Raw genomic sequence first — 25123 nt, 5'->3', positions numbered from 1 at the left:
TGACCAGTGTTATGCACACGGTCGGGGGCTTAGACCGATGCTGAAGTGGTGGTTCGCGGTTCCCCTGTGGAAGCGCATTCTTGTGGCCCTGGTGCTTGGGGTGGCGGTCGGTCTCGTGTTCCGCGAGCAGGCCGTCCACGTGAAGGTCCTGGGCGACATATTCGTGCGCTTGATCCGCATGGTGGTCGCGCCCCTGGTCTTCACCATGATCGCCGCTGGCGTCGCCTCCCTGGCGGACTCGCGGCGGCTGGGCTCCCTGGGCGCCAAAACCCTCACCCTGTTTGTCTGCACGGCGGCCGTCGCGGTGGCGGTGGGCATGGGGGTCGGCACGATCTTCGAGCCGGGCTTCGGCGCCAATATCTCCAAGGCCGCGCCGCAGCTGATCGATCCTGGCCGCACCATAGGCGACCAGCTTCTGGGCCTGATCCCGCTCAACCCGGTCAAGGCCATGGCCGACGGCGACATGCTGGCGATCATCGTCTTCGCCATCTTCGTGGGATCGGGAATCCTGGTCGCCGGCCCGCGCGCCGCGCCCCTGGCGGCGGTGCTGGACGCCACGTCGGCGGTGATGCTGCACATCGTCAAGTTCGTGATGGAGGTCGCGCCCTTCGGCGTCTTCGGCCTAGTGGCCACGGCCATCGGCGCCAACGGCCCGGCGGTGTTCATCAATATCGGCCTGTTGGCCCTATGCGTGGTGATCGCCTCGGCGGTGCAGAGCCTGATCGTCCACGGCCTGCTACTGCGGCTGGTGGCGCGTCTGCCGGTGACGCCGTTCTATCTGAGCATCCTGGACGCCATCGTGGTGGCGTTCTCCACGGCGTCGAGTTCGGCGACCCTGCCCGTGGCCATGACGGTGGCCGAGCGCAATCTGAAGCTCGGCAAGCCGATCATCTCGACGGTCCTGCCGCTGGGCGCCAGCATCGGGCGCGACGGCACCGCGCTTTATGTCGGGCTGCTGGCCATGTTCTCGGCCCAGGTGCTCGGGGTCGAGCTTGGGCCGGTGCAGTATGTGATGATCCTGATCACGGCGACGCTGGTTGCTCTGGGCACCGCGCCGGTGCCGAGCGCGTCGCTGTTCATGCTGGCGGCGGTGCTGTCGACCTTGGGTATTCCTGATGAGCGAACCGCGTTGATCGTCGGCTTCATCCTGCCGTTCGACCGACTGCTGGACATGATCCGCACCGTGCCGAACGCCACGTGCAACCTGGCGGTGGCCACCACCGTCGCCCGTTTCGAGAACGAGATCGACGTGGAGGCCTACCGCAAGGCGCCACATGAATAGGGCCCCGAAAGGGGCCCTAAACTCTACTTCTTGAGGACGTCTCTGACGCCTTCCTTGATCGAGCCGACGCCCTTCTGGACGTTGCCCTTGGCCTGATCGGCGAGGCCTTCGGCTTCGAGGCGTTCGTTGCCGGTCACCTTGCCGGCGGCTTCCTTCACCTTACCCTTGACGTCGGTGGCCGAACCCTTGATTTCGTCCTTATGCATGACGGCATCTCCTTGTTAAAACTCGGAGATTCAACGGCTTCGGTCCGGCCTCGTTCCCAAAAACCCTAGCGGATGCGCAAGGCGGCGGTGTCGATGACGGTCGAAAGCCGGGGCGCGCCGGTCACATCGCGCACCTCGATCCGCGCTGTCGGCCGGGCGGGCCGCCAGTCGATTTCGATCAGCCCGAAGTTCTGCTCGCGAAGCACCTGACCCTGGCGAAGGGCGTTGGGCGGCGTGACCGGCCAAACCTCCGTCAGCCCTGAGGAGGTGATGTCCCAGAGGGGGTAGGGGGTGTTCACGTCCAGCCGTGAAATCTCGCCATAGTGGGTGTCGCCGCTGATGCAGAACAGCCCCTCGGCGCGTGTCCGGCGGATCGTCTCGAACAGCCGCTGATGGTCGCGGGCGTAGTTCACCCAGCTCTCCCACCCCGCGAAATCGGCCAGCACCTGCAGGCTGGAGCCGAGGATGCGCAGGTCGACCGGCCGCGCCAGCTCTTCTTCCAGCCAGCGCCATTGCGCCTCGCCGATCATGGTCGCCGCCTGGTCCGGATTGCGGGCGTAGGGGCCGGGGACCGGGGCGCCCTTATCGGCCTTCGCCGTCGCCCAGGCCTTGTAGTCGGCGCCGGCCAGATCGATCTTCTCTAGCGGAGTGCGGTTCCAGCGCAGGTCCGGCAGGATGATCTGCACGCGCCGTCCGGCGGGACCGAAGATGGCGGCCGTATGAACGCCCTCGCGCGTGCGGCGGGGCGATGTCGCCGCCTCGCCCCAGAAGTCGCAGAACTGGCGACGCGACTCTTCCTTCATCGGATATTCGCCGCCGGCGTCGTTCTCGCCGTAGTCGTGGTCGTCCCAGATCGCCATCAGCGGGACGGAGGCCTTCAGCCTCTGAAAGCCCGGCTTGGCAGCCAGCTTGGCGTACTTGGCCGCCATCACCGCCGGGTCGCGGGTGTCGGCATAGATGTTGTCGCCCAGGAAGATGAAGAGGTCCGGCCTGGCCGCCAGCACCGCGTCCCAGATCGGCTGGTCCTTGTCCTGGTTGGCGCAGGAGCCGAAGGCGATGCGGGTCAGCGGCCGGTCATCGGTGCGGTCGGCGGCGCGGGTCGGTGCGCTGACGACGGCCGCGGCGGCGACGCCAAGGCCCAGGGCGGAGCGGCGGTTCAGATCGGACATGTGCGTGACTCCAATAGAAAAGGCCGGGGAGCGAACTCCCCGGCCTTCGCTGTGATCGCCTGGATCAGAAGCTCTTCTTGATGGTGAAGAACACCTGGCGCGGCGGCGCCGGCAGCAGGGTCATGGTCGTGCCCGCCAGGTCGCGGTTGGTGTAACCGCCCGAGCCGACCGTGGAGATGTAGTCCTTGTCGAACAGGTTGGTGACGTTGGCCTGCACTTCCAGGCCTTCCAGCAGCGGGCCGCCCGAGAAGCGGTAGCCCATCACCAGATCGGCCACGAGCGCGCCATCGACCTTCCCGCCGACGTTCTCGTAGGTGTAGTAGCGCTCGTCCGTATAGACGCCCGACAGCTTGGCGTAGAGGCCGCCATTGTCATAGGACAGCTCGGCCTTCACGCTGTTTTCCGGCGTGTTGACCACGGTCTTGCCCTTGGTCGCCGAGGCGACCGAGCCGTTCGCGTTGATGACGTTGTCCTGGTACTTGGAGCTGTTCAGGCTGTAGGCGCCGTACAGCGACCAGTCGTCGGTGATGCGGAACTCGCCCGCCACTTCGATGCCCTTGGTCTCCACCGAACCCACGTTCGACAGCACCGCCGGCAGGCCGAGGATCGGCGAGGCGGTCTGGGCGCTGACCAGACGGTCGTTGAAGTCCACCTTGTAGGCCGCGATCACGCCTTGGAAGCGGCTGTTGCGATAGCGCAGGCCGCCTTCGAAGGTCTTGGAGGTTTCGGGGTCCAGGTTGTCGGCGATGTAGTTCACGGCCGCCTGGTTCTGCGAACCGAACGGGCCCGAGGTCGCGGCCGAAACGAAGGCGGCCATGTTCTCGGTGTAGCCGCCGAACACTTCCAGGTCGGGGGTGAACTTGTAGACCGCGCCCACCTGCGGCAGGAAGTTGTCCTTGGACTCGATGGTCCCGGCCAGCGGCGAGCCGACGATGGTGGCGACCTCGTTCTCCACCTTCACCGACTTGAAGCCGAAGTTGACCTTCAGTGCGTCGGTGACCGTCCAGACGTCCTGGATGTAGGCCTGGGTGGTGGTGGTTTCGAACTTGTACTGCCACTGGGTGGCGAAGGGGTTGGACTGGAAGTCCAGGGCGTCGCGCGACGGGGCCGACAGGGTCTCGGCGTAGAACCGGCGAGCCTGGTTGAAGTCGTTCTTCTCCAGCCACAGGCCGCCGCTGATCTCATGGCCGGCGATGCGATAGGTCAGGCCGCCGATGAAGCCCTTGCGGTCGATGTCATACTCGGTGGTGCGGATCGACAGCGGGGCGGCGTTTGAGCCCGGCGTGCCGAAGCCCGGCGACACCAGATACGGCGTGTACCACAGGCCCTGGCCCTCGTTGGTGTGGCCATAGCCCTGGACGTGGATGTCCAGGTTCTCGCCCACCGGCATGTCCAGGCTGGCGCCGTAGAGGCTGTCGTCACGGATGCCGGCGCCGGCGTAGTAGGCGTCGTCCACCGTGGCGAACGGGGCGGGCAGGGGGCGGCCGGTGTTGTAGGCGGCCGCCGCGGCGATCGCGAGACCCCAGTTGGGCACGGTGTTGTCCCAGTCGCGGCCGAGACGATTGATCATCTCGAACGACATGTCCTGGTAGTCCTGCTCGCGGCGCTCCGAGTGGTTGTAGAAGGCGCTCAGCTTGCCTTCACCGATCGGCAGCACGGCCTTGACGTCGTACTGACGCTGCTTCTGCTCGGAGCCGCCTTTCCACTTGTCGGTCTTCTGATCGACGATGGAGGCGTAGGCGCGCAGGCCGCCCAGAGGCGCGATGGCGCCGCTTTCCAGACGCAGGAAGGCGCGGTGCATGTTCTCCGAACCGCCCGTCAGGCTGGCCATGCCGCCGAACGTCTCCGACGGATCGCGCGAGAAGAACTGCAGCGTGCCGCCCAGGTTCGAGGTCGAGGCCGTGGCCAGCGAACCGGCGCCCTGCGACAGGTCCACGCGGCCGACGTTCTCGTTGGTGATGGCGCGGCTGATGTGCAGGCCGTTGTGGTTGCCATAGCTCATGTCGCCCAGCGGCACACCGTCCAGGGTGAAGCCCAGCTGGCCCTGGTTGAAGCCGCGGATCGAGATGCCCGTCGACCACTCATAGGCGCCGAAGGCGTCGGCCGACTGAACGTTGACCCCTGGCAGCTTCTCGAGCGCCTTGAGCGGGCTGGTGCCGGCGGCTTCCAGCGCCAGCTCCTCGGCCTTGACGGTCTGGACCTGGCGCGACTGGCCCTGGCCCAGGATGACGACTTCTTCGATCTCTGCCGCGGCGTCCGCGGCCTCGGCGGCGAAGGCGCTGGCGGCGGTGAAGCTGAGCAGGGCGCCGACGGCGGCGCTGGCGATCAGATGGTTTTTCATGGAATCCCCGACTTGCAGGACGGCGCAGGGAGGCGCGCCGCCTATCGGGTGCGTGAGCTAGCAGTGGTCTATGACGTTACGGCCACGCTTTTACGACCCAAAGGTCATGGACGAACGACGGTTCATAACTGTGTCCAAAGCGCCGCATACGTTGCGCTTGCGGCTCCGCACCGCTATCTGAGCGCAACTCCGAAAATCAGAAGAAGCGAGCGACGGCGCCCCCATGGCCCAGCAGTACATTTTCCAGATGCAGGGCCTGACCAAGGCCTACCCCGGCGGCAAGAAGGTGTTCGAGAACATCTGGCTGTCGTTCTACTCCGACGCCAAGATCGGCGTGGTCGGCGTCAACGGCTCGGGTAAGTCCACCCTGCTGAAGGTCATGGCCGGCCTGGACAAGGAATTCTCGGGCGAGGCCAAGGCCGCTGACGGCATCAAGCGCGGCTACCTGCCCCAGGAGCCGGTGCTCGATCCGACCAAGGACGTCTGGGGCAATGTCATCGCCGACTGCGAGGACAAGCACGTCTTCGATCGCTACAACGCGCTCGCCGTCCAGCTGGGTGAAGAATACACCGACGAGCTGATGGAGGAGATGACCAAGCTCCAGGAGATCATCGACGCCAAGGATCTGTGGGACATCGATTCCAAGATCGAAATGGCCATCGACGCCCTGCGCTGCCCGCCCAACGACGCCAATATCGAAAGCCTGTCGGGCGGTGAAAAGCGCCGTATCGCGCTCGCCCGCCTGCTGCTGTCCAAGCCGGACATGCTGCTGCTCGACGAACCGACCAACCACCTGGACGCCGAGTCCGTGGCCTGGCTGCAGCACCACCTGGAGGAATTCCCGGGCTGCGTCATCCTCGTGACCCACGATCGCTACTTCCTGGATCAGGTCACCAAGTGGACCCTGGAACTCGATCGCGGCAAGGGCGTGCCCTACGAGGGCAACTATTCGGGCTGGCTGGAACAGAAGACCAAGCGCGTCGTCCAGGAGCAGTCGGAATCGGACGCCCGCCAGCGCGCGCTCACCCGCGAACTGGAATGGGTCCGCTCCTCGCCCAAGGCGCGCCAGTCCAAGTCCAAGGCCCGTCTGGCGTCGTACGAGGAAATGGTCGCCGCGCAGGAGAACGCCCGCGCCGCCCAGACCCAGGCCCACATCCAGATCCCGCCTGGCCCGCGCCTGGGCAATGTGGTGCTGGAAGTCTCCGGCCTCGAAAAGGAATACGGCGACAAGGTCCTGTTCAAGGACCTGACCTTCAAGCTGCCGCCCAACGGCATCGTCGGCGTCATCGGCCCCAACGGCGCCGGCAAGTCGACCCTGTTCAAGCTGATCACCGGCCGCGAGCAGCCCGACAAGGGCACGGTCAAGGTCGGCGAGACCGTCAAGCTGTCCTATGTCGATCAGTCGCGCGACGCCCTCGATCCCAACAAGACCATCTGGGAAGAAGTGTCCGGCGGCACCGACATCATGGTGGTCGGCAAGCGCGAGATTAACTCCCGCGCCTATGTCGGCAGCTTCAACTTCAAGGGCGCGGACCAGCAGAAGAAGGTCGGCCTGCTGTCGGGCGGTGAGCGCAACCGCGTCCACCTGGCCAAGACCCTGGCCACCGGCGGCAACCTGATCCTGCTCGATGAGCCGACCAACGACCTGGACATCGAAACCCTTCAGGCCCTGGAAGAGGCGCTCGAAGAGTTCGCCGGCTGCGCCGTGGTCATCAGCCACGATCGCTGGTTCCTGGACCGCCTGGCCACCCACATCCTCGCCTTCGAGGGCGACAGCCACGTGGAATGGTTCGAAGGCAACTTCGAAATGTACGAGGAAGACAAGAAGCGCCGCCTGGGCGCCGACAGCCTGATCCCCAAGCGGATCAAGTTCCAGAAGTTCGCCCGCTAAGCGCGCGATCCCTTATGCAGAAAGGCGGCGGTGATCATCACCGCCGCCTTTTTTGTTCGGCCGCGCTCCCCGACTTCATCTTCGGGGGCTAGGCCGGCGTTAACCCTTGTTCACCATGATCTGCTCCGCGCGGCGGCGATGTGAGGGTGCGTGGTGGACGACGAAAATCTGGCGGTTCTGGTGTTTGGAGCCGCGGCGGCGGTCAGCGCGCCGGCCATCACCATTACCGGGACGGCCTCCGCCGACACCCTGACCGGCGTCGCTGACGCCGAACTGATCCAGGGCCTGGGCGGCAATGACATCCTCAAGGGCGTCGGGGGCAATGACCAGCTCGACGGCGGCGCGGGCGACGACACGCTGGATGGGGGAGTGGGCGACGACCTGGCGGTCTTCTATTCGGCGACTGTCGCCGTCACCGTTGATCTCGCCATCCTCACCGCCCAGAACACCCGTCAGGGGAACGACACCCTGGTCGGGATCGAGGGCCTGGTCGGCTCGATCTTCGGCGACATCCTGCAGGGCGACTCCAAGGTCAACAGCCTGCATGGCGACAAGGGCGACGACGAGCTGAACGGCCGGGCTGGCAATGACCTGCTATTCGGCGACGAGGGTAATGACACCCTCTATGGCGGCGACGGAAACGACACGCTCAACGGCGGGGACGGCAACGACATCCTCTACGGCGAGGCTGGCGACGACATCCTCAACGGCGGTGACGGCGGCGATGTCCTGAACGGCGACGCGGGCAAGGACACCCTGGACGGCGGGGCCGGCAACGACACCCTGTTCGGCGGCGCGGGCGACGACACCTTCATCGTCTCGGCGGGCTCGGACCGCTACGAAGGCGGCGACGGGATCGACACCATCTCCTTCGCGGCCTTCACCACCCGCGTCCAGCTGATCATGGGCGGAACGGCGGCCCAGGAGGTCGGCGGTTCGACCATCACCCTGATCGGGGTGGAGAACGTGATCGGCGGCTCGGGGAACGACAGCATCGTCGGCGACGCCCAGGCCAACAAGATCGAGGGCGGCGCGGGGTCTGATTTCCTCAGCGGCGGGCTGGGCAATGACACCCTCGATGGCGGCGACGGCGTCGATTATATCGATTTCTCTCGGGCGACCGTCGGCGTGAAGGTCGACCTGACGAAGACCGGCGCGCAGCCGACGGGCGAGGGCAGCGACACCATCAAGAACATCGAGAACGTCGTCGGTTCTGACTTCGCCGACGAGCTGACGGGCTCGGCCGGCGTCAACAGCCTGAACGGCGGCGCGGGCGATGACATACTGATCGGCGGGGGCGGCAATGACACCCTGGCTGGCGGCGCGGGCGTGGATGTCGCCAAATATGCCGGCACGTCCAAGAACTACGCCCTGAAGCTCACCGACATCGGCTGGACCGTGCGCGACATCAAGGCGTCGGAGGGCGAGGACTTCCTGATCAGCGTCGAGAAGCTGCAGTTCGCCGACCGCACGGTGGTGATCGATGTGGGCCTGACCAACGCCGTGCATCAGGCCATGGGCAATGTGCTGCGGTCCTTCTACTGGACCGACGCGGCGGCCGGCTTCGCGCGCGACATGGCGGCCAAGGTCGAAGGCGGCCTGTCCACCGACGCGGCCATCGCCCAGATCGTGGCCCAGGCCGACGGGACAACCTCGGTGGCGACCATGAGCTATCAGTTCTTCACCGGCCGCGTTCCCGCCTCCGACGGGCTGGACTATCTGGCCGGCGCCGAGGGGCCTAATCCCAACAACCTCAACAGCGCCTATTTCCAGAACTTCAGCCTGGAGAACCGCTACATCAACTTCGCCGTGAACCTGGGCCGGGACGGGGAGGGCAAGGCCGCCTTCGCCACGAGCTATGGCGCGCTCAGCCTGTTCGACGCCACGCGCGAGGCCTACCGCACCATCTTCGGCGCCGCGCCGACGGACGAGAAGCTCCATCTGCTGGTCGACGACCGGGTCGATTACTTCGCCTCCTATGGCGGCGACGGCAAGGAAGGCATCGGGACCAAGGCGGCCATGGTCGGCTGGCTGCTAGCCGAGGCGGTCAAGGCCGACCTCGGCTCCATGGCCCGGGCGAACGCCGCCTGGCTCACCGACCTGGCCGACGGCGGCGCGCCCTATTCGGTCGACCTGCTCAGCGCTCTGCAGGGCTACTGGCGACCGGACTTCGTCTACGGCGGCTAGGCCGCCGCGGGCATGTCCAGGCGCGTGCGGGGCAGGGCGTCGGGATGCTCGGCCTGAAGGAAGGCGGTCATCTTCTCCCGCACCTCACAGCGAAGATCGAAGGCCTTGCCGGCGTCGGGCGCGCTGATCAGGCACCGGACCTCCATGACCCGCTCCTTCAGATCGGTGACGGCGAGGTTGATGACCTGGCCGTCCCATAGCGCCGAAGCTCTGGCGATCTCCTCCAGCTTGGCGCGCATGGCGGCGACCGGAGCGGCGTAGTCGACGTACAGCATGGCCGTGCCGATCAGGCTGGCGTTCTCCCGCGTCCAGTTCTGGAACGGGTTCTGGATGAAATAGCTGAGCGGCAGGACCATGCGGCGCCAGTCCCAGATCTTCACGACCACATAGGTGGCGTTGATCTCCTCGACGCGTCCCCACTCGCCCTCGACGATCACCGCGTCGTCGATGCGGATCGGCTGGGTGATGGCGATCTGGATGCCGGCGATCAGGTTGGTCAGCAGCGGCTGTAGCGCGAGGCCGACGATGATGCCGGCGGCGCCGCCGGCCGCCAGCAAGCTGACGCCCCACTGGCGCACGCCTTGGATGGTCATGAGGGCCAGGGCCGCCGTCAGCAGGACGATCAAGGTCTCGGCGGCGCGCTGCAGAATGCGGACCTGGGTCAGGTGCTTTCGGGCGATGAGATTGTCTGTCTCGTCGATGCTGAATTTGCGGGAGTAGAGCTTGGCCCCCGTGTCGAGAGCGGTCAGGGCCGACCAGCCGACAAAGGCGATGAAGGCGATCAGCAGGCTGTGGCGCAGCAGCCCCGCCTGCCCCGGACTGAGCGGCGCGAAGGCGGCCCCCATGGCGAGAAAGGCGATGAGGAAGGCTAGCCGGCTCGGCTTGGCGATGCGGCTGACGAGCGAACGCCAGAATTCGTCCCGTCGGCGGACGAGCCGGGCGACGACCGCCACGGCCACCGCATGAGCGATCATGGCGGCCACGGCCGACAGTCCCAGAATGGCCAGACTCATGGCCCAGGCCGGCGTCCAGGCAAACAGACGCGTGATCGCGGCGACGAGCTCCGTCATGGAGCACCTCCGTTGATGGCTGATAAGGGGTGTCCAAGCCTAACGCCTGAGCGCGCGTACGGAGCCCACGCTTGACGGATCAATGACGACGCAGGCCTAGTGCCGGCGTTTTCATATCCTTGGGGGAGTCGCCGCGTGGCGCTTAAATTCCTGAAGGCCGTCGCCCTGTGCGGCAGCGCGCTTGTTCTGTCAGCCTGCGTTTCGATCACGACCGCGCCGGCTCCGCCGCCCCCCTCCGACCCGCTTCCGCCGCTCGCTCCGCCGCCGCCGCCGGTGTTCGAGCCTTCCGCCCAAGCGGTGAAGGCTCACATGACCTTCCTGGCCAGCGACATGATGGAAGGACGCGAAGCCGGCACGCGCGGCTACGACATGGCCGCCGCCTATGTCGCCAGCCGGTTCGAGGAACTGGGCCTGAAGCCAGCCGGCGACTACGCCTCCTATCTGCAGAAGACGCCGCTGGTGTCCTATGCTTCGGCGACCAAGGGGCGCATCGTCCTGCAGACCGGCGCCAAGACCAGAACCAAGCCAAAGCCCCTGGTGTTCGGCGAGGACTATCTGCCCGGCGCCCAGCCAGTGTCCGCAAAGGTCGCGGTGAACGCCCCGATGGTCTTCGTCGGCTATGGCATCGTCGCGCCGGAACGCGGTCGTGACGACTACGCCGGTATCGACGTGAAGGGGAAGGTCGTCGTCGTCCTGACCGGTGCGCCCAGCGCCTTCCAGACCGAGGAACGCGCCCACTATGCCGGGGCTAAGACCAAGCGGGTCGAGGCGGCCAAGCGCGGCGCCGTCGGCCTGATCACGCTCTACACACCCATGCGCGAGAAGGTCCGTCCCTTCGCTCGCGGCGTGGCCACCTGGCAGGGCAGCTCCATGAGCTGGCGCGAAACGTCGGGCGCGGTGTCGTTCCCCGGCGCCTCGGCGCCGCCGATCGCCACGCTCAGCCTGGCGGGCGCCAGGAAGCTGATGCTCGGCGCGCCTTATGGCTACGAAGAGATCATGCGCATGGCCGCCGATCCGGATGGCCGCATGCCCACCTTCGCCCTGCCGCTGCGCGTTCAGGCCGCCGTCGATTCCAAGATCCAGAACGTCCAGAGCGCCAATGTCGCCGGGGTGATTCAGGGCTCCGATCCCACCCTGCGCGATCAGGTGATCGTCCTGTCCGCCCACCTCGACCACGAGGGGATTTCGGAAAAGGCCGACAAGAACGGCGACAAGATCAACAACGGCGCCATGGATAACGCCTCTGGCATCGCCACCATGCTGGAAGTCGCCCGCGGCTTCGTGGAAAGCCCGGAGGCGCCGCGTCGTTCGGTGATGTTCCTGGCGGTCACCGCCGAGGAGAAGGGGCTGGTCGGCGCCGACTACTTCGCCAACAACCCGACCGTGCCCAAGGGCTCGGTGGCGGCCAACGTCAATCTCGACATGCCGATCCTGACCTATCCTTTCCAGGACGTGATCGCTTTCGGCGCCGAGCGCTCCAACCTCGGCCCGGCCGTCCGACGCGCCGCCGAGGGTATGGGTGTGAAGCTGTCGGCCGACCCGCTGCCGGAAGAGGGACTGTTCACCCGCTCGGACCACTATCGTTTCGTCGAGCAGGGGGTGCCGTCGGTGTTCCTGATGACCGGCTTCGAGGGACCGGGCCGCGAGGCCTTCACCAAGTTCCTGGCCGAGCGCTACCACAAGCCGTCCGACGACCTGGACCAGGGCATCGACTATGCGGCCGGCGCCAAGTTCGCCAAGCTGAACTACGAAATCGCCCGCGAGCTGGCCAATATGGACGAACGTCCGGCCTGGAACGCGGGGGACTTCTTCGGGAATCTGTTCGGACGCAAATAGGCGGCCAAGCCCTCCCCTTCGGGGGAGGGCGCAGCCTTAGCCGCAGGGCTGAGCCGCGCGGTCAGCCGCTTGCGGCCGCGCGATGAAGGCGATGGTGACGAGGGCGGCCGCGACGAGGGCGCCCAGGGCCAGGAGCGCGCTCGTCCCGGTCATGCCGCTCAGGCTGATCCCGCGTCCGGCCAGATAACCCGGCGCCAGGAAGGCCGCGACCCAGACCACGGCCGAGGCCGCATTGGCCAAATGAAAGCGCACAGGCGGCATGCCCGCCACCCCGGTCAGCACGGGCACGAAGGCGCGCAACGGACCGGCGAAGCGCCCGGCAAAGAGGGTGATCACGCCGTGGCGCACGGTTGCGCGGCGTGCCTGCTCAACAACAGTCTTGTGGCGGGCTAGCCACGGGTGGTTCAGGGCTGGCTCGCCCAGCGCGCGGCCAAGGCTGTAGGAAACGGCGTCGCCGATGATCGCGCCGGCCACCGTAAAGGCGATCACCGGAACAGGATCGAGCACGCCGCCGGCGATCAGTCCGCCCGCCACGAACAGCAGGACCGTGGCCGGCAGGAAGGCGCCGATCAGCAGCATGGATTCGCCGAAGGTCAGCAGCCCCAGCGCAAGCCCCGCCCAAGCGCTGTGCTGGGCGATGAAGCCCGAAGCGGCGTGGGTGAAGGCGTCCATGGGTCTTGGCTTTCCGATCGGCGGCCTCCGTCATGGAGCGCTCTGTATCGGAGGTATATGGCTGTACAGTAAAAATGCAATATGCGTTTGATGTACACTTCGCGCGCGGCTTGTACCTGTGCGACAAAAGCCACACCCCAGCCTCTGCCGCGCCGGGGAACCCTAGATTTTGATGTCCAGCAGGGAGCCCATCATCTTGTCGGCGGTCTTCACCACCGCCGCATTGGCCGCCAGTTCGGTCTCGGCCTTCTTCAGCTCGACGACTTCTTCGGCCAGATCCACGTCCTCGCCTTCGGGCGTGCCCCAGCGCACGACGCGCTGAGCGCTCGAATCGAGGCGCTTGAAAGCGTTCTGCATGCCGGTGGCGGCGACGGTATAGACGTCCATGGTCTTCGGCTCCTCGCCAACCGAATCGCACATCGCGGTTAAGGCATCGCGTAAAAGTCCGGTTAACGTGCGCCGATCGGCCTGTGGACGATTTGTCGGCGACGTCTCGCCCCATTGACCGGCGGCCGGGCTTTCGGGACTGTGCGGTCAGTTCAGAGGACCGTGCGCGTGCTCACCACCAACCAGCTCCTGAAGATTGGGATGTTCGCGCCCGGCGTGCTGGTCGGCGATGTCCTGGTCGCCCAGGCGCTGTTTCCGGGCTTCGACGCCGGCTCCCAGTTCATCAGCGAACTCGGCGGCCCCAAGGCGCCATACCCCCTGGTCTTCAACATCGGCATGCTGATCGGCGGCATGGCGGGCATGTTCGCTGGCGGCGGATTCGCCCATGCGCTGGAGGCGGCGAGCGGCCGACGCGTGGTGTCCGCCTTTGCGGGGCTGTGGGTGGCGCTCACGGGCCTGGGTGCGGTCTTCGGCGGCCTGTTCCATTGGCCAGACCCGCTGCACCGGGCCTGTGGCGTGGGACTGGCGATCCAGTTCGCGCCGCTGTTCGCTGCCTGGGCCCTGTGGCGGCGGCCGGGCTATGGCCTGCTGACCGCCCTGTCGATCGTCTGGTTCTTCGCCCTGCTGCTGGTTCTGGCTCTGCTGATCGGGGTCTGGAACGTGCGGACCGGCTCGGACGTGGGCCTGTGGCAGAGGGCTCATGCCTTCCTTGGCATCCTGTGGCTGGGCGTCGCCGCCTGGGCCCTGCATCGCCAGGCGGCGGACCCGACGCCGGACTTCGCCGCCGAGCCTATCGCCAGCCGTAGTTGAAGCTGACGCTGATGCGCTCGGCCTTGGCGGCGTTGGCGGGCACCTCGTGGCGCAGCCAGCTTTCCCACATCAGCACCGTGCCCGCCCGCGGCGCGATATAGACGAAGGGCTGGCGGTCCTGCGGGGCGTCGGCCTCGCGCAGGGGGGCGGCCATCATCATCGCCAGGCGCGGGTCCTCCAGCTTCAGGGCCGAGGCTCCAGGCGGGGTGGAGATATAGATCGTCCCCGACAGCACGCTATGCGGATGGATGTGGCCGCTGTGGGCGCCGCCGGGCTTGAGGATGTTGATCCACAGGCTGTCCAGCCGCAGCTTCTTGCCGTCCAGGTCCAGCATCAGGTCGCGGGCGAAGGCGGCGGCGTGCTTGTCGAGCTTCTTCTTGAGGTCCTCGAACACCGTGGCCCGCATCGGCAGGTCGTCCAGCGAAGCGTAGGAGGTGTAACCCGCATAGCCGTGCTGCTTGGCCCAGGCGCGGCCGGCCCGGTCCTCGTCGGCGATCATGCGGCAGGCGTCCTCCAGCTCGGCGTTGAAGGCGTCGAAGCCTTTGTCGCCGGCCAGGGTGGCCTCGTAGAGGTGCGTGACGAAGAGCGGGCGCAGGGTCATGCGGCCTTCTAACTCAGACCGCGCGAGGTGAATACAAAACGCCCCGAACCGCCCTATATCTGCCCCCGTGACCGACACCACAGCCACACGACTGACCGGCGCCGCCCTGATCAAGGACGAGGTGAAGCGCCTGCCCGACGGGCCGGGCGTCTATCGCATGATCGGCGAGGACGATGAGGTCCTCTATGTCGGCAAGGCCAAGAGCCTGAAGAAGCGCGTGGTGCAGTACGCCCAAGGCCGCTTCCACACCAACCGCATCGCCCACATGGTCGACGCCACGCGGTCGATGGAGTTCGTCACCACGCGGACTGAGGCCGACGCCTTGCTGCTCGAGATCAACCTGATCAAGCAGCTGAAGCCGCGCTTCAACGTCCTGCTGCGCGACGACAAGAGCTTCCCCGAGATCGTCATCCGCCGCGACCACGACGCGCCGCAACTGCGCAAGCATCGGGGCGCGCACACCATCAAGGGCGACTATTTCGGGCCGTTCGCCAGCGCCTGGGCGGTGAACCGAACGCTCAACACCCTGCAGAAGGCGTTCCTGCTGCGGTCATGCTCGGACAGCGTCTATGACAGCCGCACGCGCCCCTGCATGCTGCACCAGATCCGCCGCTGCTCGGCGCCCTGCACCGACCTGATCTCCAAGGCCGACTACCAGCTGCTGGTCGACGAGGCCGAGGCCTTCCTGCGCGGCAAGAGCCGGGCGGTGATGAGCCGCATGTCGGCCGAGATGCAGGCCGCCTCGGACGACCTGGAGTTTGAGCGCGCCGCCCGCCTGCGCGACCGCATCCGCGCCCTGGCCAGCGTCGCCCAGGAAAGCCAGATCAATCCCGAGACCGTGGACGAGGCCGACGTCTTCGCTCTGCACGTAGAGGGCGGCCAGGCCTGCGTGCAGGTGTTCTTCTTCCGCGCTGGCCAGAACTGGGGCAACAAGGCCTACTTCCCCCGCGTCTCGACGGCGGCAGAGGAGGAGGGGGTCTCGGAGGAGGCGCTGATCCTCGGCGCCTTCATGGGCCAGTTCTACGAGAACCAGCCGATCCCGCGCCTGATGCTGACCAACGTCGATCCGCACGAATGCGCCCTGCTGGCCGAGGCGTTTGGCATCAAGAGCGGCCGCAAGGTCGAGATCAGCACCCCTAAGCGCGGCGAAAAGCGCGACTTGGTCAATCACGCCCTGACCAACGCCCGCGAGGCCCTGGGCCGCAAGATGGAGGAAAGCTCGGCCCAGTCGAAACTGCTAGCCGGCGTGTGCGAGGCCTTCGGCCTGGACGGTCAGCCCGAGCGGATCGAGGTTTACGACAACAGCCACATCCAGGGCACGAACGCCGTCGGCGGCATGATCGTGGCGGGGCCGGAAGGCTTCCAGAAGAGCCAGTACCGCAAGTTCAACATCAAGGGGACCGAACTCACCCCCGGCGACGACTATGGCATGATGAAGGAGGTGCTGCGTCGCCGCTTCTCGCGCCTGGTCAAGGAAGAGGAGGAGGGCGCCGAAACCGTCCGTCCCGACCTGGTCCTCATCGACGGCGGCAAGGGCCAACTGGATGCGGTGCTGGAGGTCATGGCGGACCTCGGCGTCGACGATATCCCGGTGGTGGGCGTGGCCAAGGGGCCGGATCGTGACGCGGGGCTGGAGCGGTTCTTCATCCCCGGCCGGGACCCGTTCATGCTCGAACCCAAGTCGCCCATCCTCTATTACCTGCAGCGCCTGCGCGACGAGGCCCACCGCTTCGCCATCGGCACCCACCGCACGCGACGGGCCATGGACATCAAGAAGAATCCCCTCGACGAGATCGAGGGCGTCGGTCCCGGCCGCAAGAAGGCCCTGCTGCACGCCTTCGGCTCCGCCCGCGGCGTCTCCCGCGCCAGCGTCGAGGACCTGATCAAGGTCGACGGCGTGAGCGTCCCCCTGGCCGAACGCATCCACGCCTTCTTCCGAAAGGGGTGAGCGCGTCCTTCGAGACGCCGGCTGGGCCGGCTCCTCAGGATGACAAATTCAGTAGCAACAAACTCGTCATGCTGAGGAGCGCGCTAGCGCATCTCGAAGCACGCAAGACCTAGCGGATCGCCGCCGCCACCGCCTCCGGCAGCTTAGCTTCCAGGCGCTTGGCCTTGCGGACGTCGCCGTCGGTCCTGCGGAGGCCGATCAGGATGTCCGGCTCCACGCCCATGATCTCGTTGGACCCGTCGGCGCGCAGGCGGGCGCAATCGGGCAGGGACAGGAAGCCGCCGCTGTTCTTCAGCGCGATGGGCTTAGCCGGGGTGGAGTGGCCGCAACCCGCGCCGAAAGTAGGCGAACCCAGGATCACCGCCGCGCGTGCGTCCTGCAGTTCGGCGGTCAGTTCTTCTGACGCCGATGCGGAGCCGTTGTCCACGAGGACGATCAGCGGCCCCGACCACAGGCCCGCTTCATGTTTGATCTTGGCCGGGCTGTAGAGATCGGCCGCCCAGGGGCGATCCGCCAAGGCGGGGTCCAGCGTGTCCACCAGGCCGGTGGAGTAGCCGCCCTTCACCAGCCAGGCGCAGCCCGAGGCTTCGCGTTTCAGGAATGGGGTCGCGTCACAGGCGCGGCGGGCCTCGGCTGCGGTCGCCCGCAGGTCGGAAGCCGTCTTGGACAACAGGGCCCTGTCGGCGCCCCTGGCCTTGCGGGCGTAGCCTTCCAGGTCCGCGGCGCGTTGCTCCAGCACCTTGGCGGTCGTTTCCGTCCGGACGAGATCGACGCGAGCGCCCTTCACAGGCTTGGCGGTGACCATGCGGGCCACCACCTCGGCCCATTCGCGGCCGCCGCCGTTGCCGGCCAGGTCGATCATCAGCACTTCGGCGCCAGCAGCCTTCAGGTCCCGCAGGCGGCTGGCCAGACGGTCCGTCAGCACCTGATAGGTTTCGCGGTCCAGCTCGTTTCCACACGCCTCGTCACAGGGCTTGTCCAGAGGGAGGTTCAGCTTTTTCGCCGCGGCCTCGCAGACCGCCGGATCGGCCATGAACAGGGTGATCTTCAGCACCCCGACCTTCCTGCCGCCCGATTCGACGACGCCCGCCGGAAAATCGGCGGCGGCTTCGCCGTCCACCGGCCGCCAGCCTGGAATCCGGGCGGCGATCGGCTGGATCGGAGTGACCTTTCCCATGTCGCCGCAGGGCCGGCCGGAGTCTCCGGCGTGCAACGCGGTCCGGTCGGCGCTCCACTTCACCCGCAGGTGGCCGTCGCCCAGGTTCACCACGGTGCGTTCGAACTGCGCCTTGGCCTCCGCCTCGTTGGCCGCCGCGGCCAGCCTCTGTTCGCCAACCTGGAACACGGCGTCGAGATCGGCCTCCCGCTCACCGATCAGCCACTCCAGATTGGCGTAGTGGTTGCTGGTTAGGATCGACTTCACCTGCCGCAGGTCCTCGATCAACGGCGCCGCGTCGTAGGCGACGGCTGGCGCGGCGGTGGAGATGGCGACGCCGAAAGCGACGGTGCGGAACAGAGTTAGCATGTGAAGTCTCCGATTTCCGCCCCGTCTAGCTAACGCTGGTCTGCCAGTCACGTGAAACCGCCGTAAGCTTGAGCTTGAACCTGGACCTGCGGCGCACGATCGGACTTTCCACACGCCGCGCCGACCTTTACGCAGGACCCGTCATGACCTCCGTTCCCGCAGTCACCCGTTCGCGCTCCGGCAAGCGCCTGTCCATCGTCGCGCCCTGCTTCAATGAGCAGGCGGTGCTGGAAATGTTTTTCGCCCGCATCCAAGCGGTGCTGGAGGGGCTGGGCGTCGACTACGAGATCATCTGCGTCAACGACGGCAGCCGCGACGCCACCCTGGCCGTTCTGATCGCCGCCCAGCAGCGCGACAGCCGCATCAAGGTGATCGACCTGTCGCGCAACTTCGGCAAGGAGACGGCCCTGTCCGCCGGCCTGGACGCCGCCACCGGCGACATGGTCGTGCCCATCGACGTGGATCTGCAAGACCCGCCCGAACTGATCGCCGACTTCCTGGCCGAATGGGAGAAGGGCGCCGACGTCGCTTATGGCGTCCGTGTCGACCGCAGCGCCGACAGCACGGCCAAGCGCCTGAGCGCCCAAGGTTTCTACCGCTTCTTCAACCGCGTCTCGGACGTGCCGCTGCCCTACAACGCCGGCGACTTCCGCCTGCTGGACCGGCGGGTGGTGGAGGTGCTGAAGCAACTGCCCGAGCGCAACCGCTTCATGAAGGGCCTGTTCGCCTGGGTCGGCTTCAACCAGGTCGGCGTGGACTATGTGCGGCCCGAGCGGGCGGCTGGGTCCAGCACCTGGCGTTACTGGAAGCTTTGGAACTTCGCCCTCGACGGCATCACGTCCTTCTCCAGCGCCCCGATCCGCATCTGGAGCTATGTCGGCTTCGGCGCCGCCGTCCTGGCCTTCGTCTTCGCGGCGATCATCGTGGTGCGGACCTTGCTCTTCGGACGCGACGTCCCTGGCTATCCCTCGATCGTCGTGATCCTTTTGCTCAGCTTCGGCGTTCAGATGCTAGCGATTGGTACTTTGGGCGAGTACGTGGCCCGGATATACCAAGAGGTGAAGGGGCGGCCGCTGTACATCATAGCGGGCCGCTATGGCTTCGAGGGCCCATGGAAAGAGTCGTCTACGACCATCTCCGAGACCTCGACGGTGAGCACTGGTGGTTCGTCGCGCGGCGGCGCATCCTCAGCCGGCTGATCGACAGCCTTGATCTGCCGCCGCATGCCCGCATCCTGGAAGTGGGCGCCGGCGCGGGCGGAAATATTCCCATGCTGCTCCAGCACGGCCAGGTCGAGGCGGTGGAGCCCGACGACGAAAGCCGCGCCTGCGCCGCCGAGCGCACCGGCGTGGCGGTGAGCTTCGGCCTGCTGCCCGACGGCCTGCCCTACACCCCTGACAGCTTCGATCTGGTCTGCGCCTTCGACGTGGTGGAGCATGTGGACGACGACGTCGGGGCGATCCGCGGGCTGGCGGCCCTGGTCAAGCCGGGCGGCCTGTTGCTGACCACCGTGCCGGCCTACCAGTGGCTGTGGAGCCGCCACGACGAGCTGCATCATCACAAGCGGCGCTACACCTTGCCTCGGTACAGGGGGATGATCGAAGACGCGGGCTTGACGATAGGCAAGGCGACCTATTTCAACACGCTTCTTTTCCCCGCCGCTCTCGCCCAGCGTCAGATCAAGCGCTGGCGGCGCGACGACAGTCCGGACGACGCCATGCCGCCCAAGGCCCTGAACAGCCTCCTGCAGTCGATCTTCGCCTTGGAGGCCCCTGTCGTGGCCGGCGGCGCTCTGCCGTTCGGCATGTCCATCGTCGTGGCGGCGCGCAAAGACGCCCGCTCGTGAGCTTGCGAAACTTCGTCCGCGACGCCTTCCGCTACGGGCTGGTGGGGGTGGTCAATACGCTCGTCGGCTTCAGCATCATTATCGGCCTGGAGCAGGGCTTTGGCGTGAACCCGTACCTGGCCAACGCGGGCGGCTACGCCGTGGGCGTCATGGTTAGCTTCGTGCTCAAGCGCCGCTATGTGTTCGGCAAGGGGCGCTCGGTCCGCGAGGCCGGGCCGCGCTACCTGGCTTCGGTGCTGTTCAGCTTCGCCCTGAACCAGGGCGTGCTGTTCCTGGCTCACGCCATCCTGCCCGACGGCCCCCTCGCGGAGATCGCGGCGCAGCTTTCAGGCATGTGCGTCTATACCGTCGTTCTATTCCTGCTCAGCCGCTACTGGGTGTTTCCGGCCGCCCGCGTGGCGGCGTAAGGCCGCCTATTCGGCCAGCGCCAGAATCCTGAGCGACTGCACGGCCATGGCGAGCTTGCGCGGATCCCCAGGCGGGGAGCCCGCCTCCGGGAAATCGAAGCGAAGCCGCAGCGGCCCAGCCGATCGCCGGGCCTGCTCCGGCACGTAGATCAGGTAGGGGCGCCAGCCGCTGACCTCGATCTGCCGGACGCCCAGCGGGACATCGTTGATGAACACCGGCACCTTCTGATCGCCTTTCGGCGGAAGGCCGAAGGCCAGGGCGGTCACTTCCAGAGCCAGGGGACCGGTCGGTAGCATCGCCGCCGGGATCTCGATCACTCCAGACGCGCCGTCGGACCATACGCCCTGCGGTTCAGGCATCGACCAGCCCGAGGCCAGCAGGGGCGACTTCGCGGCGACATTGAAGGGCACCAGGGTTTCGGAGGCGATGCGCGGACCGACCATCTCCGCGCGGCTCACCGGGGCCAGGCCCGGCAGGCCGGTCAGGCCGGCGCCGCAGATAAAACCGCGCACGAACCGGTGGCAGTCGGTGCGGGCGGCGACCGCGGCGAACCGTCCGCCCGAAGTTCGGCCCTTGTCGAGCACGACGAGGATGCGCGGATCGTTAGGCGCGGCCGTCTTCAAGAGATCGGACGGGATGGAGCAGTCCTCGCCCGTGTTGCGCGCCGTGGCGACCGTGTTCGAGGTGCCCCCGGCCCGGACCGCCGCAAGCGTCAGCTGCGCGATCGCGAGGCGGTCCATGGTGTCGTTGGCGCAGAAGTACTCCGGCTCGAAGATCCAGGGACGGCCCTGCACGACGGCGGCGCTCATCATGTCCTTGGGATAGTAGTAGGCGCCGGGCTGGGCGTAGATCGTGCGCACCCCCTGCCGCAGCGGGCTGGTGTCGAACGCTTGCAAGGCGAGTAGGCCGAGGCCAAGGACAGGCAGCGCCCGGCGTGGCGCCCCGCGCTCGATCCCGACCATGGACGCGGCCAGCAGAAGATAGCCGACCACCCAGAACAGGCGGCCGTGGCAGCGGAAATAGCTCAGCAGTTGGACGAACGCTCCGTCGCCGACAGGGACGTCGAACAGCAGGTGGGTGATCAGATAGCCCTTCGGCCCGACCGCCCAGACGCTGAGGATGATGCAGGCGGCGACCAGCGGCGCGAACCGAGCTAGTTGCGCCTTGTCTGGCCGCGTGGCCGGATCTCGCCAGCCCCACAGGGTGAGGCCCAGGCCCAGCGCGATGGCGGCCAGGATGCCGCCGCCCAGATACTGGAATCCCTCGAACTGCTGTCCGCCGTTGGGGTCCATCACGCCCGTGAACCAGCCGCCATTCCACACCTGTCCGGCCAGTGCCGAGGCCTGGGGATAGACCGGCCCCAGGATGTTCATGGAATAGAAGCCGATCGAGCCGACCCCGCCGGAGTCGCCCGCGCCCTCCATGTAGCCGAGCACCCAGGCGCTGAGGATCACCGACAGCAGCACCGCCGCCCCGCTCAGCAGGACCCTGAGGAGCGCGCTCTTGCCCTTCTGGACCAGTTCGGCTGTCAGGGCCGCGCCGAACAGCAGGCCGACCGGAAGCAGGTGATAGGCGTGAATGCCCGTCGCCAATACCGCCAGGGCGCCGAACAGGACGGCGCGGCGGGTGGTCAGGCCCATGCGCGCCGAGCTGATGGAAAGGGCCAGCCCGAAGATCAGGACGAAGTGGCCGCACAGGGCGATATGCCCGAACTGGCGGGCGATCCACGCAGGGAAGGCCAGGGCCAGCAGGCCGGCGATCAGATAGGTCGTGGGATTGCGGGCGCCGAGGCTCCTCAGCACCGCGCCGATGGCGATCGGCTGCAGCACGTAGCTGATCAGCAGGAACAGGCCCAGCGGGTTGAAAACCCCGCCCAGGTGCAGCGCCTTCAGCAGCACCGACAGCCACGGAATGCTGTCGGTATAGGTGATGGGCGTGCTCTCGCCCAACCTGTGAGTGATCGTGATGGGGAACGTCCAGGGGTCACGAATGAACGCTTCGAAGCCGGCGGTCATGGCCGACATGTCGTTCACGGGGTTCTTCCAGAAGGCCGCGCCGGCCATCATGAAGTCGAACCCGAACATGTAGCCGAACAGCACCACGCCTGCCGCGACGCAGGCGAGGACCGCGATGAGGATGTTGCGCTGCTCGGTTGCGTTGGTCGTCATCGATCAATCCTTAGGTGGCGCGACGGCCATAGCATTCTTCGCGTCGTTGAACAGTAGTTGCTGTACCTGCGGATGCTTGCGAAGCGCGGCCTGCGACGAAAGCAGCCCTTTGACGCTTCGAACGCTATAGGTTGATGTCACGGTTCTGAGCCATAAGGGGACTCATGAAGTCGCTCCCGAACATCCTCACCGGCGCCCGCCTTATCCTTTGCCTGTTCATGTTCGCCGCCCTGACCGCGGCGGCCGGGGGCGTGCCGGGCGTGTCGGATCAACTGACGCCGGAGATGCAGTTCGCTCTGCTGCGTTGGTCGCTCTACGCCTTCGTCGTGGCGGCCGTGACGGACTTTTTCGACGGATGGCTCGCCCGTAAGATGAACGCCGAGAGCGTCTGGGGCGCGATCCTCGACCCCATCGCCGACAAGGTGCTGGTCTGCGGCGCGGCGCTTGGCCTGCTGGGCCTGGGTGGTCAGCCGACGATCGTCCTGCCCATCGGCCTCATCCTGTTCCGGGAATTCACCGTCAGCGCCCTGCGCGAGATCTCGGCTGGCAAGGGCGTCAAGTTGCCGGTGACCCTGCTGGCAAAGTGGAAGACCACCCTGCAGCTCACCGCCCTGGCGGCCGAGATGCTGGTCATGGCCTGGCCGGGCTTTGATCTGCCGGCCGATCCGGCGATCCTGAACCCGGTGATCCTGATCGCCCACGGCCTGCTGTGGCTGGCGACCATCGTCACCATCATCACCGGCGTCCAGTATTGGAACGCCGCCCACAAGGCCCTGATCGCGAAGTAGCTACTCCGCCGCCAGCAGCAGGGGGATCTCGGGTTCATCCACGACCTCGGGATCGGTCGGTCCGAACAGCAGCCATTCGCTGTCCAGATCGGTCTCCCGGTCGGCCTTCATCAGTTTCGCCAGCGCCGCCGCGCCTACCGCTCGAAGGACCATCGCCATCTCCTTCTCAAGTCGATATTGAGAATGACTTGCAACTTTGGAGTCGGCAAGCGCGATGTTCAGCACAGCTCGCCGGCCCTCAGGACATGGGGTTGGCGGGCGGCGTCGGATCGCCGGGCAGGGGGATGAACTCGTCGTGGTCCAGGTCGGGCAGCTTCATGCGCCCCTCGCGCCAGTCGGCCTTGGCCTGCTCGATGCGGTCCTTGGACGACGAGACGAAGTTCCATTCGATGAAGCGCTGGCCCACCGGCTCGCCGCCCAGCAGCATGACGGTGGACGGTTCGATGGCCGTGAAGGTGATGGTCTCGCCGGGCGCGAACACCGCCATCTGGCCGGCGTGGACATCCTGGCCGGCGATATCGACCCGGCCCCTGGCCACATAGGCGGCCCGCTCGGGATACTCTGCGGGCAGGCCGGCCTTCGTCCCGGCGGCCATCTCCCAGTGAACATAGAACAGGGGCGAGAACACCGGCACGCTGGCCTTGGCCCCGAACGCCTCGCCGGCCACCAGCCGCGCGCTCAGCCCGTTGGCCGAATAGAAGGGCAGTTCGGTATCGCCCGCGTGGTGCGAAAAGGCCGGATCGACCTCTTCCTTGTCGGTGGGCAGGGCCAGCCAGGTCTGGATGCCGTCCATCTTGCCGCCGTCGCGGCGCAGGGTCTCGAACCGCTCGGAATGGGTGATGCCAGAACCCGCGGTCATCCAGTTGACCTCGCCCGGGCGGATGGCGATCTCCGAGCCCACGCTGTCGCGATGGGTCATCTCGCCGTCGAACAGATAGGACAGGGTCGATAGCCCGATATGCGGATGCGGACGCACGTCCACCTCGCGGCCAAAGCCCGGCTCAAAGGCGGCGGGCCCCATGTGGTCGAAGAAGATGAACGGCCCGACCATGCGGCGCGGCGCATAGGGCAGCACGCGCCCGACCTCGAAGCCGCCGAGATCCTTGCGGCGCTGGTCGATGATGAGTTCGATCATGGGAGGCCCTCCAGACTAGGCCTCCATGATATTGGGTTTTTGCGACGTGTCTTGGACGCTAGAGCTCGGAGAGCTTCATCTCCGGGGAATAGTCCACTCCGTCCACGTCCTTGGTGATCGCCTGGCCGCAGATGACCCGCCCCTGCACAGGGTCGAAGGTCAGGGTGGGCGAGCCGTGCAGCGCCCAGCCCTTGTTCAGCATGTCCGTGACCCGATGGCAGAACGCCGAGTCATCGGGGCCGGTCAGGTAACGGTAGGCCTTCATCGCCTCAGCTGTGCGGGCTGATGTACGGGCTGACCAGGCCCAGCGGCACGGCGGTCGAGTTCTTCACCGGGCGGATGACGATCCGGCTCTCGATGTTCGACACCAGGCCCAGGGACAGGATCTTCTCGCGCATGAACTCATCGAAGGCGTGCATGTCGCGGGTGACGATCCGCAGCTCGTAGTCGGCGGCTCCGGTCACGGTGGCGCACTGGACCACTTCGGGCCACTTCTGGACGGCGGCGTCGAAGGAATCGAGGTTGTCCTTGCTCGGCAGGGACAGCTTGATCGTGCAGTAGACCTCGAAATTCAGGCCGAGGCGTTCGCGATCCAGGATGGTCACCCGGCGCTGGACGATGCCCGCGTCTTCGAGGCGTTTGATCCGGCGCCAGCACGGGCTGGACGACAGGCCGACCCGCTCGGCGATCTCGGCCACCGACAGCGCGGCGTCGTGCTGGATCAGGTCTAGAATTTTGGCGTCAACGGCATCAAGCGCTTCGGGCAAAATTTACTCCCCCAATTCGCCCCATTCGGGCGTTCTTCTTGCCTTTAAAGGCCGTGTGATGGGCATGGCTTTGGCAAGCAATTCCC

22 protein-coding genes and 1 pseudogene are annotated in these 25123 nt (G+C 66.6%); 10 read left to right on the top strand and 13 right to left on the bottom strand.

Annotated features, from left to right (window positions below):
• Window positions 1-37: 37 nt before the first annotated feature.
• A complete protein-coding gene (locus O5K31_RS13240) occupies window positions 38-1282 on the top strand; it encodes a dicarboxylate/amino acid:cation symporter (protein ID WP_269714073.1) in 1245 nt (414 codons plus the stop codon).
• A gap of 23 nt (window positions 1283-1305) precedes the next feature.
• Here the strand turns inward: O5K31_RS13240 and O5K31_RS13235 are convergent, their stop codons facing one another.
• From O5K31_RS13235 to O5K31_RS13225, 3 genes are all read right to left on the bottom strand, one after another.
• On the bottom strand, window positions 1306-1488 hold the full coding sequence (locus O5K31_RS13235) for a CsbD family protein (RefSeq protein ID WP_269714072.1): 183 nt from the start codon (window positions 1486-1488) through the stop codon (window positions 1306-1308).
• Between the two features lie 65 nt (window positions 1489-1553).
• Window positions 1554-2657, bottom strand: a complete 1104-nt coding sequence (locus O5K31_RS13230; RefSeq protein WP_269714071.1) for an alkaline phosphatase D family protein — start codon at window positions 2655-2657, stop codon at window positions 1554-1556.
• Window positions 2658-2721: 64 nt separating this feature from the next.
• Window positions 2722-4998, bottom strand: coding sequence for a TonB-dependent receptor (locus O5K31_RS13225; protein ID WP_269714070.1), 2277 nt, complete (start codon window positions 4996-4998; stop codon window positions 2722-2724).
• A 223-nt stretch (window positions 4999-5221) separates the two neighbouring features.
• On the opposite strand from O5K31_RS13225, the gene ettA reads away from it, so the two are divergent.
• Together ettA and O5K31_RS13215 are read left to right on the top strand one after the other, a co-directional pair.
• Complete coding sequence (gene ettA / locus O5K31_RS13220; protein WP_269714069.1) at window positions 5222-6889, top strand: energy-dependent translational throttle protein EttA; 1668 nt, start codon at window positions 5222-5224, stop codon at window positions 6887-6889.
• 153 nt (window positions 6890-7042) lie between these two features.
• Complete coding sequence (locus O5K31_RS13215; RefSeq protein ID WP_269714068.1) at window positions 7043-9076, top strand: hypothetical protein; 2034 nt, start codon at window positions 7043-7045, stop codon at window positions 9074-9076.
• On the opposite strand, the gene O5K31_RS13210 is transcribed toward O5K31_RS13215, so the two are convergent.
• Window positions 9073-10146: a mechanosensitive ion channel family protein gene (locus O5K31_RS13210; protein ID WP_269714066.1), complete on the bottom strand. Its 1074-nt coding sequence runs from the start codon at window positions 10144-10146 to the stop codon at window positions 9073-9075. The genes O5K31_RS13215 and O5K31_RS13210 overlap by 4 nt on opposite strands.
• Before the next feature lie 135 nt (window positions 10147-10281).
• Here O5K31_RS13210 and O5K31_RS13205 point away from each other — a divergent pair, with 135 nt between their 5' ends.
• A complete protein-coding gene (locus O5K31_RS13205; RefSeq protein WP_269714065.1) occupies window positions 10282-11982 on the top strand; it encodes a M20/M25/M40 family metallo-hydrolase in 1701 nt (566 codons plus the stop codon).
• 36 nt (window positions 11983-12018) lie between these two features.
• Here O5K31_RS13205 and O5K31_RS13200 read toward each other — a convergent pair whose 3' ends face one another.
• Window positions 12019-12654 carry a DedA family protein gene (locus O5K31_RS13200; RefSeq protein WP_269714064.1) on the bottom strand — a complete coding sequence of 212 codons (636 nt, stop codon included), beginning with the start codon at window positions 12652-12654 and terminating at the stop codon, window positions 12019-12021.
• Window positions 12655-12816: 162 nt separating this feature from the next.
• Complete coding sequence (locus O5K31_RS13195; protein WP_269714063.1) at window positions 12817-13041, bottom strand: flagellar basal body rod C-terminal domain-containing protein; 225 nt, start codon at window positions 13039-13041, stop codon at window positions 12817-12819.
• A 201-nt stretch (window positions 13042-13242) separates the two neighbouring features.
• On the opposite strand from O5K31_RS13195, the gene O5K31_RS13190 reads away from it, so the two are divergent.
• The gene (locus O5K31_RS13190; protein ID WP_269717059.1) at window positions 13243-13851 is read left to right on the top strand and encodes a DUF998 domain-containing protein; all 609 of its coding nucleotides are present in this window, start codon (window positions 13243-13245) and stop codon (window positions 13849-13851) included.
• Here O5K31_RS13190 and O5K31_RS13185 read toward each other — a convergent pair.
• Window positions 13832-14452 carry a TIGR02466 family protein gene (locus O5K31_RS13185; RefSeq protein ID WP_269714062.1) on the bottom strand — a complete coding sequence of 207 codons (621 nt, stop codon included), beginning with the start codon at window positions 14450-14452 and terminating at the stop codon, window positions 13832-13834. The two genes, O5K31_RS13190 and O5K31_RS13185, sit on opposite strands and share 20 nt — an antisense overlap.
• Before the next feature lie 55 nt (window positions 14453-14507).
• Here O5K31_RS13185 and uvrC point away from each other — a divergent pair, with 55 nt between their 5' ends.
• Window positions 14508-16400: an excinuclease ABC subunit UvrC gene (gene uvrC, locus O5K31_RS13180; RefSeq protein WP_269717058.1), complete on the top strand. Its 1893-nt coding sequence runs from the start codon at window positions 14508-14510 to the stop codon at window positions 16398-16400.
• A 109-nt stretch (window positions 16401-16509) separates the two neighbouring features.
• Here the strand turns inward: uvrC and O5K31_RS13175 are convergent, their stop codons facing one another.
• Window positions 16510-17925 (bottom strand): S41 family peptidase, encoded by a 1416-nt coding sequence (locus tag O5K31_RS13175; protein WP_269714061.1) that lies wholly within the window; start codon window positions 17923-17925, stop codon window positions 16510-16512.
• A gap of 143 nt (window positions 17926-18068) precedes the next feature.
• Here O5K31_RS13175 and O5K31_RS13170 point away from each other — a divergent pair.
• The 3 genes and pseudogenes from O5K31_RS13170 to O5K31_RS13160 all read left to right on the top strand — a co-directional run.
• Window positions 18069-19031: pseudogene (locus O5K31_RS13170) on the top strand (glycosyltransferase family 2 protein); the annotation flags it as partial.
• A 5-nt stretch (window positions 19032-19036) separates the two neighbouring features.
• Window positions 19037-19771 carry a class I SAM-dependent methyltransferase gene (locus tag O5K31_RS13165; RefSeq protein ID WP_269714060.1) on the top strand — a complete coding sequence of 245 codons (735 nt, stop codon included), beginning with the start codon at window positions 19037-19039 and terminating at the stop codon, window positions 19769-19771.
• Entirely contained in the window at window positions 19768-20178 is a 411-nt protein-coding gene (locus O5K31_RS13160; protein ID WP_269714059.1) for a GtrA family protein, read from the top strand. Before O5K31_RS13165 ends, O5K31_RS13160 begins: the two co-directional genes overlap by 4 nt.
• Before the next feature lie 6 nt (window positions 20179-20184).
• On the opposite strand, the gene O5K31_RS13155 is transcribed toward O5K31_RS13160, so the two are convergent.
• Complete coding sequence (locus O5K31_RS13155) at window positions 20185-22347, bottom strand: DUF6311 domain-containing protein (protein WP_269714058.1); 2163 nt, start codon at window positions 22345-22347, stop codon at window positions 20185-20187.
• 164 nt (window positions 22348-22511) lie between these two features.
• On the opposite strand from O5K31_RS13155, the gene pgsA reads away from it, so the two are divergent.
• Complete coding sequence (gene pgsA / locus O5K31_RS13150; protein WP_269714057.1) at window positions 22512-23135, top strand: CDP-diacylglycerol--glycerol-3-phosphate 3-phosphatidyltransferase; 624 nt, start codon at window positions 22512-22514, stop codon at window positions 23133-23135.
• On the opposite strand, the gene O5K31_RS13145 is transcribed toward pgsA, so the two are convergent.
• From O5K31_RS13145 to O5K31_RS13130, 4 genes are all read right to left on the bottom strand, one after another.
• On the bottom strand, window positions 23136-23288 hold the full coding sequence (locus O5K31_RS13145; RefSeq protein ID WP_269714056.1) for a hypothetical protein: 153 nt from the start codon (window positions 23286-23288) through the stop codon (window positions 23136-23138). It lies immediately after the preceding gene.
• Window positions 23289-23373: 85 nt separating this feature from the next.
• A complete protein-coding gene (locus O5K31_RS13140) occupies window positions 23374-24270 on the bottom strand; it encodes a pirin family protein (protein ID WP_269714055.1) in 897 nt (298 codons plus the stop codon).
• A 58-nt stretch (window positions 24271-24328) separates the two neighbouring features.
• Window positions 24329-24535, bottom strand: coding sequence for a DUF1737 domain-containing protein (locus tag O5K31_RS13135; RefSeq protein ID WP_269714054.1), 207 nt, complete (start codon window positions 24533-24535; stop codon window positions 24329-24331).
• A 4-nt stretch (window positions 24536-24539) separates the two neighbouring features.
• A complete protein-coding gene (locus O5K31_RS13130) occupies window positions 24540-25037 on the bottom strand; it encodes an Lrp/AsnC family transcriptional regulator (RefSeq protein ID WP_269714053.1) in 498 nt (165 codons plus the stop codon).
• Window positions 25038-25123 lie beyond the last annotated feature (86 nt).

The sequence above is a fragment of the Caulobacter sp. NIBR2454 genome (assembly GCF_027474405.1).
Taxonomy (GTDB): domain Bacteria; phylum Pseudomonadota; class Alphaproteobacteria; order Caulobacterales; family Caulobacteraceae; genus Caulobacter.
The sequence above is the reverse complement of the archived record's forward strand: the minus strand, read 5'-3'. Positions and strand labels throughout refer to the sequence as shown.

Coding starts and splice junctions, on each gene's coding strand:
- O5K31_RS13190 (WP_269717059.1), top strand. CDS start 13,243: ATGTTCGCGCCCGGCGTGCTGGTCGGCGATGTCCTGGTCGCCCAGGCG.
- O5K31_RS13225 (WP_269714070.1), bottom strand. CDS start 4,998: ATGAAAAACCATCTGATCGCCAGCGCCGCCGTCGGCGCCCTGCTCAGC.
- O5K31_RS13235 (WP_269714072.1), bottom strand. CDS start 1,488: ATGCATAAGGACGAAATCAAGGGTTCGGCCACCGACGTCAAGGGTAAG.
- pgsA (WP_269714057.1), top strand. CDS start 22,512: ATGAAGTCGCTCCCGAACATCCTCACCGGCGCCCGCCTTATCCTTTGC.
- O5K31_RS13240 (WP_269714073.1), top strand. CDS start 38: ATGCTGAAGTGGTGGTTCGCGGTTCCCCTGTGGAAGCGCATTCTTGTG.
- O5K31_RS13210 (WP_269714066.1), bottom strand. CDS start 10,146: ATGACGGAGCTCGTCGCCGCGATCACGCGTCTGTTTGCCTGGACGCCG.
- O5K31_RS13140 (WP_269714055.1), bottom strand. CDS start 24,270: ATGATCGAACTCATCATCGACCAGCGCCGCAAGGATCTCGGCGGCTTC.
- O5K31_RS13185 (WP_269714062.1), bottom strand. CDS start 14,452: ATGACCCTGCGCCCGCTCTTCGTCACGCACCTCTACGAGGCCACCCTG.
- O5K31_RS13175 (WP_269714061.1), bottom strand. CDS start 17,925: ATGCTAACTCTGTTCCGCACCGTCGCTTTCGGCGTCGCCATCTCCACC.
- O5K31_RS13145 (WP_269714056.1), bottom strand. CDS start 23,288: ATGGTCCTTCGAGCGGTAGGCGCGGCGGCGCTGGCGAAACTGATGAAG.
- O5K31_RS13195 (WP_269714063.1), bottom strand. CDS start 13,041: ATGGACGTCTATACCGTCGCCGCCACCGGCATGCAGAACGCTTTCAAG.
- O5K31_RS13135 (WP_269714054.1), bottom strand. CDS start 24,535: ATGAAGGCCTACCGTTACCTGACCGGCCCCGATGACTCGGCGTTCTGC.
- O5K31_RS13155 (WP_269714058.1), bottom strand. CDS start 22,347: ATGACGACCAACGCAACCGAGCAGCGCAACATCCTCATCGCGGTCCTC.
- ettA (WP_269714069.1), top strand. CDS start 5,222: ATGGCCCAGCAGTACATTTTCCAGATGCAGGGCCTGACCAAGGCCTAC.
- O5K31_RS13200 (WP_269714064.1), bottom strand. CDS start 12,654: ATGGACGCCTTCACCCACGCCGCTTCGGGCTTCATCGCCCAGCACAGC.
- O5K31_RS13165 (WP_269714060.1), top strand. CDS start 19,037: ATGGAAAGAGTCGTCTACGACCATCTCCGAGACCTCGACGGTGAGCAC.
- O5K31_RS13230 (WP_269714071.1), bottom strand. CDS start 2,657: ATGTCCGATCTGAACCGCCGCTCCGCCCTGGGCCTTGGCGTCGCCGCC.